This is a genomic window from Streptomyces sp. NPDC093064, assembly GCF_044754605.1.
Taxonomy (GTDB): domain Bacteria; phylum Actinomycetota; class Actinomycetes; order Streptomycetales; family Streptomycetaceae; genus Streptomyces.
This window is the reverse complement of sequence record NZ_JBIVPK010000043.1, coordinates 54,491-66,204: the sequence shown is the minus strand read 5'-3', so window position 1 is coordinate 66,204 and position 11,714 is coordinate 54,491. Positions and strand designations below refer to the sequence as shown.

Genomic DNA, 11,714 nt, shown 5'->3' with positions numbered 1-11,714 from the left:
CGCGCGGCGGCGGAGCTCAAGCGGGTAACGGGAAGGTCGTGCCATGACTCGATCCTTTCATGGAATCGAGTCTCCATTCGAACCGGGGCGGTTCACAGTTCTCACACACGAGTCGAGTGGTCAGCTTGTGCAGGTGATCACGCCTGCGGTCGGCGATCCGGGCGTGGATCTTCGCGACCTTCAGCCGGGCTTTGTGCCGGTTGGCGCCGTCGCCCTTGGCCTTGCGGGACAGCTCCCGCTGGGCCCTGGCCAGGCGGGCGCGGTCCTTGCGTTCGTGCCTCGGGTTGGCGATCTTCTCACCACTCGAGAGGGTCAGCAGGTGGTCCAGCCCCACGTCGATCCCCACCGCCGCGTCCGCAGCCGGCAGCGGGCGCACGCTGGGGTCCTCGCACAGCATCGACACGAACCAGCGCCCCGCGCCGTCCTGGGAGACGGTCACCGTGGACGGGGATACGCCCTCAGGCAGGGGCCGGGACCAGACGATGTCCAGCGGCCGGTCCATCTTCGCCAGCGTCAGCCGCCCGTCCCGGATCCGGAACCCGCTGGTGGTGTACTCCGCGCTCCTGCGCGACTTCTTGCGCGACTTGAACCGCGGGTACTTGGCCCGCTTGCCGAAGAAGCCTGCGAACGCCGCCTGCAAGTGCCGCAGCGCCTGCTGAAGCGGCACCGCGGACACCTCGCCCAAGTAGGCCAGTTCCTCGGTCTTCTTCCATTCAGTCAGCATCGCCGACGTCTGGTTGTAGTTGACCCGCTCCCGCCGCGCCCACGCCTCGGTACGGACCGCGAGAGCCATGTTGTAGACCTTGCGCACACAGCCGAACGTGCGCGACAACTCGACTGCCTGCGCATCAGTCGGATAGAAACGGTACTTGAACGCCCGCTTCACCTGAATGGCCGTCATACCTCACAAACTATCAAATCAGCTTGTGGCGATCTGCTGGTATCGGGGTGGTGGACACGAATCGCCCAGAGGCGATTCGCCATTCCCTGCCCTGCTCCGCAAGAGTCCGATTCCTCCCCTGCATGAAGGCAGGGATTCCTCGGAGGTACCTCGATGAGCCCCGTGAGGAGCGAGCCGGTGAAAGATGCGGTAATAGCGGGGGCGACAATCAACAACGGAACCAGCTGGGCACTCTTGGTAAGGACATCCGCAACCACGATCGCAACGATCAGACCGAACGGAATCACGAGAAGCGCGTGGCACGCCCGTGCGGCCGAGCGACTTTCCAATACATCCCGCTTTGCGCCCATATCGAATACTTGCTTCCGGCAGGGAGCGAGAGGGAAGGAAGTGGTGTGGATCACAGCAGCCTGGTCGTGCGCTTGGCCCGTCGGCCTGGCGCAGGCGTCGGACGCAGCCCGGCCGGCGGATGCCGTACGGGCCCGTCAGCCGTCCTCAAGTCGGTAGCCGTGCCCGCGCAGGGTGGTGATCAGCGGCAGCCGGACCGGGCGTGGGGAGGAGTCCGCCGCTTTGGCGAGGCGGCGGCGCAGCCCGGCCATCGTGACGTCGAGGGTCTTGGTGGAGCCGAACCAGTTCTCGTCCCATACCTGCGCCATCAGCGTCTCGCGTGCCACGGCCTCGCCCGCGTGCCGGCCCAGCAGGGCGAGCAGCTCGAACTCCTTGGGCCGCAGCGGGACATCCGTGCCGTGCAGGGTGCAGCGGCGGGCCGCCTCGTCCAGGACCAGGTCGCCGAGCGGCACCGGCCCCGGCGGCGGGGAGGTGGCAGACCGGCGGCGCAGATGGGCGCGGAGCCGGGCGAGCAGCACGGTCAGGCTGAAGGGTTTGACGAGGTAGTCGTCGGCTCCCGCGTCCAGACCCGCGATGACGTCGATGTCGTCGGTGCGGGCGGTCAGGATGACGATCAGCAGGTCCGGGAAGCGGGCACGCAGGGTGCGGGCGACGTCGAGGCCGTCCATGTCGGGCAGGCCGAGGTCCAGGAGCAACACGTCGTAGGACCCCTGGGATGCCTGTGTGAGCGCGCCCACGCCGGTACGGCTCCAGGCGGGTGCGTAACCGTTGCTGCGCAGCCCCGTCTCCAGGTGGCGGCCGATGGTGTTGTCGTCCTCCACGACGAGGACGCCGAAACGGCCGGGGGCTGGTGCTGGGGGCGTACGCACGTTCGGCAGCATACGGGCCGGTGCGCCGTTCGGTGCGCTCACAGGTCGCGCAGTTCCTCGACGGCGGGACGCCGGGCCCGCCGCACGCCGTTGAGAGCGGCGGCGAGCACGGCGGCCACGGCTGCGGCCGCGGTCAGCGTCAAATAGCCGCCCGGCACCGCGAGGGCGGCCGGTGGCGGGTCGAAGACGCCGGTGAGGACCTTGACCAGCATCTCGGACAGCGCCCAGCCGATCAGCGCGCCGCCCGCGAGGCCGCCCGCCGTCAGCACGACCGCCTCGGTGAGCACCATGCCGCGCAGATGCCGGCGTGTGGCGCCCAGCACGGTGGTGATCGCGAAGGTGCGGCGGCGCTCGGCGAGCCCCAGTGCCAGGACCAGACCGCCGGCTCCGGCGGCGAGGAGCACCGCGAAGGCCAGCTCGATCCGGGTCAGACCGGCCAGGTCGACCGAGGTCAGGCTGGTGCCGACGGTGCCCCGCGCCTGGGTGAGGTCGGTGACGGTGGCGCGCGTGCCCAGTCGCTTGCGCAGGTGCGCGGCCACGGCCTTCTGGTGTGTGCCGCCGGTGTCGACCAGGAAGGCGCCGACCGCGTCACTGCCGGTCGTCTTCGCGATGTAGGAGGCGTTGGCGACGAAGAAGCTGTCCTTCGGCGCGGTCGGGAACTCCTTGACGATTCCGGCGTAGTGGAACGGCACCGTGCGCAGCGCCTTGGTCTTCGCGTCCTGGATGCGCAGATTGACGGTGTCGCCCGGGGAGAGCTGGAAGTCACTCACCGTCTCCGCGCTGACCAGCAGGTTGTCGGGACGCTGGGCGAGCCGCCGCATGAGCTGCCGCGCGGTGCCTCCCGAGAAGTACGCGTCCTGCAGCGACGTCGCCGAGGCGATCGAATCCGGGCGCACGCCGTACAGGTCCTGGAGATCGGAGCCGACGTAGGCGAACCGGTGCTGGAGCGGCTCGACGTGGCGGGCGCCGGGGACTGTGAGGGACGCCGCGGCACCGGGAGGCGTCTGTGCTCCCGGGGGCTCGGTGACCGTGACGTCGGCGCCGTTGGTCAGGCGCGCGTCCACCTCCGCCTGCTGCTGGTATGTGGAGTTGAAGACCGACGTGGACACGGCGAACGACACGGCGAGCGCCAGCAGCACGATCGAGCGGGCCAGCGGGCGGCTGCGCCGGGCGAGGACGGCCGCCGTCGTCCCGGCCAGCGCCGACGTCAGCGGACGCGCGAGCCGGGCCAGCACCGGGCGGCCGCGGGTGAGCGCCAGGAGCGTGAGCCTCCACAGCAGCAGAGCGGCCCCGGTCCACAACAGCGCCGGGCCCAGGAACGCCCAGTACGACACGGAGATGCTCGGCACGCCCTCGGGGGCGAGGACGAGCGCGTACTGGTTGCCGGACGAGGCGCGGAAGACCAGCCATGAACCGGCCAGCAGCATGAAGTCCAGACCGGTCCGCGTCCACCACGGCGAACCGGTGCGGCGCGCGGCCCTGCGGGTGTCGGCGACCGTCACGGCGCGCAGGTCGCGCACGGCCGGGACCAGCACCGCACCCGCGGCGACCACCGCACCGAGGACGAACGCGACGGCGTACCAGACGATCCATGTGCCGGCGCTGGCGCCGAACGAGGCCGCTCCGAAGGCGAGCCGGCCGGTCAGCGCCGCGAGACCGAGGCCGGCGAGCCCGCCGACGACGCCGACGAGCGCCGCCTCCAGGCCCGCCAGGGACACGATCTGCCGGGGTCGCAGGCCGCGCAGCCGCAGCAACGCCTGTTCCTGGCGGCGCCGTTCACCTCCGGCGCCCGCGACCGCGGCGGTCAGCGAAGCGGCGAGCAGCGCGCCGGGCATGCCGAGGAAGAGGAAGAGGATCTGCGCGTACAGGGCGTCCTGGCGGGCGGAGTCGAGCGCGGCCCCCAGATTGTTGCCCACGAGCACCGAACCCGTGCCCCGGGCTTCCAGGTTGTGGGCTGCGCGGGTCACCGAGGTGAACGCGGCGGCCGGGTCGTGGGGCAGTGCGGCGCTGCGGGCGGCGTGGATCTGCGTGGTGACGGAGGTGGCGCCTCCCGTCAGTGAGGCCAGCTGGGCGGCGGGCAGGAGCAGCACGTTGTCGGGCGGCGCGGTGGGCTGTGACTGGGGGGGCGCGCCGATCTTCTGGAACAGCGAGTCGGCCTGCGGGAGGTCGATGACCCCGTCCACGCGGACCTGGCGCACGCCCGTCGTCCCGGGCAGCCGGATGCCGACGGTGGAGCCGGGGGCCGCGTGCAGGTTGGAGGCGGTCTGCTGGGCCAGCAGTACGCCGGTGGGGCGGCCGGTGAGCGAGCGGATCTCGCCGGGGAAGAGGGTCTGGTAGCCGTCGGGGAGGCCGAGGACCATGCCGGGGCCCGTGGTCTGGGTGCTGCCCTGCTCGGTGGCCGTGAAGCCGCTGCTGTGCGCGAGGCTGACGGGGACGGCGGAGCGTACGCCTGGTGTCTTGCGGACCAGTGACAGCGCCGCGTTCGGGTCGGCGCCGGGCTGCACCTCGACCTGCCAGTCCACGGCGACCGAACGCAGCGCCCGCTGTGTCATGGTCGCCTTGGACGCGGTCAGGAACGAGCCGAGCGCGGCGACGAGTGCGACGGCGAGCGCGATCCCGGCCATGGCGGCGAGGAGGCGCCCGGTGCGGTGACGGGCGAGGCCGCCCGCCCATGAGGTGATCATGAGTGCTCCTGGGGACTGACTGTGGTCTGCTGTGCCGGCTCGGTGGCGGCGCCGTCCGCCGGCAGCAACCGGCCCTCGCGCATCGTCCGCCGCACGGTGAGGCGTGCGGCGACGGCCGGATCGTGTGTGGTGATGACGAGGGCCGCACCTGTCGCGTGGGCCGCGGTCAGGAGCGCGTCCAGGACCCGGCCGCCGGTCGCGTGGTCCAGCCGCCCCGTGGGCTCGTCGGCCAGGATCACCCGCGGGGCCTGCGCCAGCACCCGGGCTGCGGCCACGCGTTGGGCCTGGCCGCCGGAGATCTCCTGCGGCAGCCGGTCGGCCAGGTCGGCCGCGTCCACCTGGGCGAGCGCGGCCAGGGCCGTCTCGCGCGCCTGGTCCTCGGGCACCCCGGTGAGCACCAGCGGCAGCGCGGTGTTCTCCACGACGTCGAGGGCCGGGATCAGACTGTCACCCTGGAAGACCAGCCCGATCTCCCGCGGCCCGGTCAGCCCGGGCCAGGTCACCGTGCCGCTGGTGGGCCGTTCGAGTCCGGCCAGCAGATGCAGCAGCGACGACTTGCCCGACCCCGAGTGCCCCACGATCGCGATCCGGTCCCCGCTGCAAATCCGCAGCGCCGCCCCGTGTACGGCCACGACCGCGTTCGGGCCCCGGCCGAAGGTGAGTGCGGCGTCCTGGCAAGCGATCAGCACGTCATCCTCAGACACCGCGCACCTCCTGAAGGTCCCTGTCAAAGACGTCGGCGCCGTTCTCGGCGACCTGTGTCGCCCGTCCGTCGTCCAGCCGGATCACCCGGTCCGCGATCCGTACCGCCTCCGCGCTGTGCGTGACGATGAGCACCCCGCAGCCCTCCTCCGCGCGATCGCGCAGCATCTGCAGGACCAGCCGCTCGGTGCCGCCGTCGAGTTCGCCGGTCGGCTCGTCCGCGAGCAGCACCGCGGGCGAGTTGGCCAGCGCGACGGCCAGCCCGGCGCGGGCCAGCTCCCCGCCGGACAGCTGCCGGGGCAGCGCGTGCCGACGCTCCCCCAGCCCCACCTGGTCCAGCAGCCGCTCGGCGGGGGCGACGGGCCGGCCGCGCAGCGCGCCCTGCGCGAGGCGCACGTTGTCGCGCACGCTCAGATGGGGCAGCAGATTGCGGGTCTGCAACAGGACGCCGATGTGCCGGGCCCGCAGCCGGGCGCGTTCGGTCTCGGGCCGGTGGCTGATGCGGACGCCGTCCACATACACCTCGCCGCCCGACGGCTCGTCGAGCCCGGCCAGACAGGACAGCAGCGTGGACTTGCCGGCCCCGGACGGACCGACCACGGCGACCGTCTCGCCGCGCGCCACCCGCAGCGACACACCGCGCAGCGCGAGCGTCTCCTCCTCGCCGGCTCGGAAGAAGCGGTACAACTCGCGGGCCGTGAGGGCGTCGTCGTACGACCGTACGGGCATCGTGCTCACCGCCAGCCGAAGGAGTCGCTGACGATGCGCCACGGGTCCACGTTGTCGGCGTTCACCGGACCGGACAGGGTGAGGTCCACCTCGTGGCCCTGCCGGTAGAAGGCGTACCGCTCGAACGCGTCCCGCACGACCTTGCCGGTGACCGGGTCCGCGGCGGAGTCGCCCTGGTAGGTCAGCAGCACGGCGGTGCCCGCCCTGCGCTGCACCGCGGACACCTTCGGTTGCGTGAACTTCGGTACTTGGCCGTGCAGTTGGGGAACGATCGTGTTGGTCACCGAGCCGACGGTGGGCGCTGCCGTGGCGGTCGCGGCGGAGATCTGGATGCGGTTCAGCTTGTCCGTGAACACGGTCGTCGCGCCGTTCGTCGTACGGGCCCAGCCCTCGGGGACCTTCACCGTGAAACCGGTGAAGCCGCCGGACGGCCGGTAGGCGACGAACGCCTGGTTGTCGGGGATGTCGCCGGGCGGATTGGACTCGGTGGGCGCCGCGGCGTCCGGCGCCGAACCGGCCGAGGCCGTGTTGTCCGGCGTCGACGCCGCATTGTCCGACGTCGTACCCGAGCCGGACCCGGACCCCGATCCGGAGCCGGAACACCCGGCGATCAACGCCGCGCAGAGCACCAGCCCCACGATGGCGGACGTCCGTACAACATGTGTCATGGCCACTGCCCTCCAGAAGGCGCCTGGGACCGGACGGTCACGTCCCAGACGCTAGGAGCGGCCCGGTTAACGGCCCGCGCGCCGACGGTTAGACGACGGCAAAACCATGGGCCGGGTTTCGTACCAGTTGGTGCACGCCCGCATCATGAAGGCATGAGACAGCGTGTGGTGCGGGTGGCCCTTACCGCCGTCCTGGTCGTCCTCGTCCTCCTCGCCGTCCCCCTGGCCCTCGCCATCAGGTACTCCCTGTACGCCGACCAGCGGGACGCGCTGGAACGGGCGGCCCTGGCCGCGGCCGTCCGCGTGAACCCGGACTACGTGAGCGGTGACCCGCCGGAGCTGCCCGCGGCCGCGCCCGGGCAGCGCCTTGGACTGTACGACCCGCAGCTGCGGCTGCGCGCGGGCACCGGACCACAGACCGGCGACGACACGGTCCGCCGGGGGCTCGGTGCCAGGGTGTCCCGGTCGACTACGGGCGACGAGCTCGTCGCCACCGTGCCCGTCTCCCATGCCGAGCAGGTCATCGGGGCCGTCCGTGCCTCCTCACCCGCACAGGACGTACGCAACCGCGTGCTCGTCGGCTGGGCGGCCCTGGCGGGTGCGGCCGTGGTCGCGCTCACCGTCGCGGTCCTCGTCGCCCGCCGGCAGGCGCGTGTGCTCGCCGCGCCCCTGGAAGACCTCTCGCGTCACTGCCGGGCCGTCGCCGCGGGCGATCTGACCGCGCGGGCCGCGCCCAGCGCCATCGCCGAGGTCGACCAGGTCGCCCGCACGCACAACGACATGCTGCACAGCCTGTCCGAACTCCTGCGCCACGAGCGGAACTTCAGCGCCAATGCCTCCCACCAGCTGCGCACCCCGCTCACCGGCCTGCAGCTCACCCTGGAGGCCGGACTCGCGCAGGGGGACACCCGCCTCGCGCTTCAGGAAGCCCTGGCCGCCACCCGCCGGCTCCACGAGACCGTGGAGGAGGTGCTCCGGCTGTCGCGTTCCGCCGGCCTGTCCCGGCCCGCCGCGCCGGACCGGCCGCTGGGGGACCTCGTGGCACAGACCGAGGGGCGGTGGCACGGGCTCTTCGCCCGCGACGGCCGGCGGCTGGATTTCGCCGCCGCGGACGTGCCGGACGACATCCGCGTCCCCGGCGGGCCCGTCACCGAGATCCTCCACGTGCTGCTGGACAACGCGCGCGTCCACGGACACGGAACCGTGCGCGTCACCGTCCGGGACCTCGACGACGCCCTCGCCTTCGACGTCGCCGACGAAGGCACGGTGGACGGCGACGGCACGCGGCTGTTCGAGCGCGGCCTCTCCAGCGACGGCGCCGGCACAGGCATCGGCCTCGCCCTCGCCCGCGATCTCGCCGCCTCCCTCGGCGGGCGCCTCGTCCTGGCAGGCGGCGCGCCCACCACATTCACCCTGCTGCTGCCCGTACGCCGGGAGGGGACCGGCCCTCAGAACGACACCGGGCAAGGCGGGCCCTGAGGGCGGACCATCCGGACGATCCGGATCGCGGCAAGCTGGGCGACGTGGTCGACGCCGTCAATCTTGGGGATACCACGGCAGTCGGTGACGACGCAGCGCGCCGTCAGCGCCGTGGCGGGGGCGGCTTCGCGGGCGCTGCGGCTCACTGACCGGTCCCGGCGCGGGCGCGGCGCCAGGCTTCATCGGCCAGCAGGCGCAGGCCGTTGAGGCCGACGATGACGGTGGAGCCCTCGTGTCCGGCGGCACCCAGTCTTCCAGCTGCCGTGGTCGGGCTCATGACCGGGCCGACCACGGCACCTTCACCCCCAGTGCGCAGCGGTTACGCATCCGGCTGCGCATCGTCAAAGGGGCAGTGTGCGGTTGGGCTGCGCAACCGGCAAGTCCGGGATGCGCGGGGTCGGATCGTGGGCTGGCTGGTCGTGGACACGCCGCGCCGTGAGCCCGGAGCCGTGTACTACCTCAGCGAGGCAGAGCCCCGGGCCGACAAGCCAACGACTCCGCGCACCTCGCCGCACCCCGATCACGCCGCCGACCAGCGCCTACGCGAAGTCGTCAACGGGGCGAACGTCGCCTGATGCGGCACTAGGGACGGTCAGCCGAGTGACGGGAAGGGCAGTGATGCAGGCGGTGGCGGCTTCCCAGGCAGGCTGATCAAGCCGCAGCGACCCTGGCGATCTCTCGGCCAGGCCGAGCCGGCCACCACAGAATGGACCGACTGGTACGACCACACCCGGCTCCACGGTGAGATAGGGCACATCCCTCCGGCCGAATACGAAGCCGACCAGCACCACGAAAGCCCAGGTCACAACCAACATTGGAGATCTCTGCCAAACCCGAAGCGGTTCACTGAGATCATTTTGTTAGGCGTTCTAACATTGTTAGGCAGGGCCCCACGACAGGGTGCCCACTGTGCACGGCCTCCCCCATCCCTTCGGATCGAGGCCGCGGACGTCGCCCACGCTGGCGCCCGCCCGAACTCGTCTCCGATAGGAGGAGGACCGTATGCCCGAAGCCGCAGACACGTCCCGCCCCGGGGGCGAGCCGCCGAAGGCCCCGATCGAACGCCGCCACCTCGGCGGCACCGAACGGCGGCGCCACGGTCAGGAGGCCGAGAACCGTCCTCCCGTCTCCAGCCAGGAGCTCAGCAAGGCCCCCGCGGAACTCATCGAGGAGCCCGGCTCCAGGGTCAACTGGCGCGTCTTCGTCATCGCCTCGGCCATCATCGTCGCCTTCTCCCTCTGGGCCATGCTCGTGCCCGCGCACGCCGCCGGCACCATGCAGACCATGGTGGCCTGGATCGCGGAGAACCTCGGCTGGTTCTACGTCCTGACCGTCACCGTGGTGATCGTGTTCGTCCTCTGGGTCGCGCTGTCCAAGGAGGGCTCCGTCCGGCTCGGCCCCGACCACTCCCGGCCGCAGTACAAGCTCTTCACCTGGGTGGCCATGCTGTTCGCCGCCGGCGTGGGCATCGACATGCTCTTCTACTCCGTCACCGGGCCCATCACCCAGTACATGGCTCCGCCGACGGGCGCGGGCCAGACGGGCGCGGCCGCCCAGGACGCCGTGGTCTGGACCATGTTCCACTACGGCGTGGCCGGCTGGTCCATGTACTCGCTGCTCGGCATGGCCATGGGCTACTTCGCCTACCGCTGGGGCATGCCGCTGTCCATCCGGGCCGCCCTGTACCCGCTGCTCGGCAAACGCGTCCGCGGCGGGATCGGCGACACCATCGACATCGTCACCCTGGTCGGCACCGTCTTCGGCGTCGCCACCTCCATGGGCATCGGCGTCGTGCTGCTGGACGTCGGCTTCGCCATGCTGTTCGGCCTCCAGGCGGGCCTGTCCCTGCAGATCGCGCTGGTGGTCGTGGCCGTGATCATGACCATCGCCGCCTGCACCTCGGGCGTGAACAAGGGGATCCGGCTGATCTCCGAGCTGAACATCTGGAGCGCGGCGGCCATGCTGCTCTACATCCTGGTGACCGGAAAGTCGGCGTTCCTGCTCAACGCGCTCGTGGAAAACATCGGCCGGTTCATCTTCTCGCTGCCGGACCGAACCCTGCAGACCTTCGCCTACCAGGAGGGGGGATCGACGTGGATGGCCCACTGGACCTTGTTCTTCTGGGCGTTCTGGCTGGCCTGGGGCCCGTTCGTGGGCCTGTTCCTCGCCCGCATCTCCCGCGGCCGGACGCTGCGCGAGTTCGTCATCGCCGCCATCACCGCCCCAGTGCTCTGCGACTTCCTGATCGTGAGCATCTTCGGCAACAGCGCCATGTACCAGGTCCTGCACGGGAACACGAAGTTCGCCCAGCTGGCCATGCACAGCCCGGAGGAGGGCTGGTTCGCGCTGCTGAAGATGTTCCCCGGCGCCGGCTTCCTGATCGGCCTCGGCACGCTGTCCGGATTGCTGTTCTACCTCACCAGCGCCAACTCCGGCGCCATGGTGATGTCCAACTTCTCCTCCTCGATCCCCAACCCGTCGCAGGACGGGGCGAAGTGGCTGCGCATCTTCTGGGCGGTGCTCACCGCGGTGCTGACCATCGCGATGCTGGTGGCCGGCGGGGTCACCACCATGGAGTACGCGACCCTCATTTTCGCCCTGCCGGTGACGGTCATCGCCTGGCTGGTGATGGCCTCCTTCTCCAAGGTCCTGCGCATGGAGCGGGCCGAGCGCGAGGGCCAGGTCCTGCGCCGGCAGTCGACCGCGGCGCACGGCGGCCACGTGCCCGAGCGCACCTGGCGCCAGCGGCTGGAGCGGATGCGCTCCTACCCCTCGAAGAAGCAGGTGGCCCAGTTCATGGAGCGCATCGTGCAGCCGGCGCTGGCCGACATGGCCCCCGAATTCGCGAAGCAGGGCTACCAGGCCACGCTGGACCTGGTCCCGAACGAGCACACCGGCATCTCCAGCCACGCGCTGGTGGTCACGATCCCCGGGCACCGCAACTTCCACTACCAGGTGCAGGCCGTCGAGGCCCCGGTGCCGATGTTCGGCGGACGCATGTCCCGCCAGACGGACCTCTACTACCGGGTCGAGGTGTTCACCCAGACCGGCTCCGAGGGCTACGACCTCATGGGCCTGTCCCACCAGCAGGTGATCGACGACGTCCTGGATCGCTACGAGGCGCACCTGGGCTTCCTCACCTACTCCGCCGAGCACGACTACGCCTCGGTGCTCACGCCCCCGATCGTGACCGCCACGCGCGCCATCTCGGTGGCGGAGCCCGCGGAGCCCGCGGAGCCGCAAGACGACACCGGTGCGGACACAGCGGGCAGCGAGGCGAAGCCGTAGGCGCCGTTCCACCAGACTCCGGTGCCCGCGCCACCCGCTTCGCAGC

At 71.3% G+C, this 11,714-nt stretch carries 9 protein-coding genes and 1 pseudogene; 3 read left to right on the top strand and 7 right to left on the bottom strand.

What is annotated here, in order from left to right:
- Window positions 1-97: 97 nt before the first annotated feature.
- The 6 genes and pseudogenes from ACIQFZ_RS33815 to ACIQFZ_RS33790 all read right to left on the bottom strand — a co-directional run.
- Window positions 98-901, bottom strand: a pseudogene (locus ACIQFZ_RS33815) (RNA-guided endonuclease InsQ/TnpB family protein); the annotation flags it as partial.
- A 485-nt stretch (window positions 902-1,386) separates the two neighbouring features.
- The gene (locus ACIQFZ_RS33810; RefSeq protein ID WP_383060300.1) at window positions 1,387-2,130 is read right to left on the bottom strand and encodes a response regulator transcription factor; all 744 of its coding nucleotides are present in this window, start codon (window positions 2,128-2,130) and stop codon (window positions 1,387-1,389) included.
- Between the two features lie 26 nt (window positions 2,131-2,156).
- Window positions 2,157-4,802 carry an FtsX-like permease family protein gene (locus tag ACIQFZ_RS33805; RefSeq protein ID WP_402693013.1) on the bottom strand — a complete coding sequence of 882 codons (2,646 nt, stop codon included), beginning with the start codon at window positions 4,800-4,802 and terminating at the stop codon, window positions 2,157-2,159.
- Entirely contained in the window at window positions 4,799-5,506 is a 708-nt protein-coding gene (locus ACIQFZ_RS33800; RefSeq protein ID WP_383060297.1) for an ABC transporter ATP-binding protein, read from the bottom strand. Before ACIQFZ_RS33800 ends, ACIQFZ_RS33805 begins: the two co-directional genes overlap by 4 nt.
- Window positions 5,499-6,233, bottom strand: a complete 735-nt coding sequence (locus ACIQFZ_RS33795; protein ID WP_402693015.1) for an ABC transporter ATP-binding protein — start codon at window positions 6,231-6,233, stop codon at window positions 5,499-5,501. The genes ACIQFZ_RS33800 and ACIQFZ_RS33795 overlap by 8 nt, the downstream gene beginning before the upstream one ends.
- A 5-nt stretch (window positions 6,234-6,238) precedes the next feature.
- Entirely contained in the window at window positions 6,239-6,901 is a 663-nt protein-coding gene (locus ACIQFZ_RS33790) for a hypothetical protein (RefSeq protein ID WP_383060294.1), read from the bottom strand.
- Window positions 6,902-7,054: 153 nt separating this feature from the next.
- On the opposite strand from ACIQFZ_RS33790, the gene ACIQFZ_RS33785 reads away from it, so the two are divergent.
- Window positions 7,055-8,380, top strand: coding sequence for a histidine kinase dimerization/phospho-acceptor domain-containing protein (locus tag ACIQFZ_RS33785; protein WP_383060292.1), 1,326 nt, complete (start codon window positions 7,055-7,057; stop codon window positions 8,378-8,380).
- A gap of 142 nt (window positions 8,381-8,522) precedes the next feature.
- Here ACIQFZ_RS33785 and ACIQFZ_RS33780 read toward each other — a convergent pair whose 3' ends face one another.
- On the bottom strand, window positions 8,523-8,657 hold the full coding sequence (locus ACIQFZ_RS33780) for a hypothetical protein (protein WP_383060302.1): 135 nt from the start codon (window positions 8,655-8,657) through the stop codon (window positions 8,523-8,525).
- Between the two features lie 127 nt (window positions 8,658-8,784).
- Here ACIQFZ_RS33780 and ACIQFZ_RS33775 point away from each other — a divergent pair, with 127 nt between their 5' ends.
- Together ACIQFZ_RS33775 and betT are read left to right on the top strand one after the other, a co-directional pair.
- Window positions 8,785-8,955: a hypothetical protein gene (locus ACIQFZ_RS33775; protein ID WP_383133363.1), complete on the top strand. Its 171-nt coding sequence runs from the start codon at window positions 8,785-8,787 to the stop codon at window positions 8,953-8,955.
- A 427-nt stretch (window positions 8,956-9,382) separates the two neighbouring features.
- Window positions 9,383-11,668 carry a choline BCCT transporter BetT gene (gene betT, locus ACIQFZ_RS33770; protein ID WP_402693012.1) on the top strand — a complete coding sequence of 762 codons (2,286 nt, stop codon included), beginning with the start codon at window positions 9,383-9,385 and terminating at the stop codon, window positions 11,666-11,668.
- Window positions 11,669-11,714 lie beyond the last annotated feature (46 nt).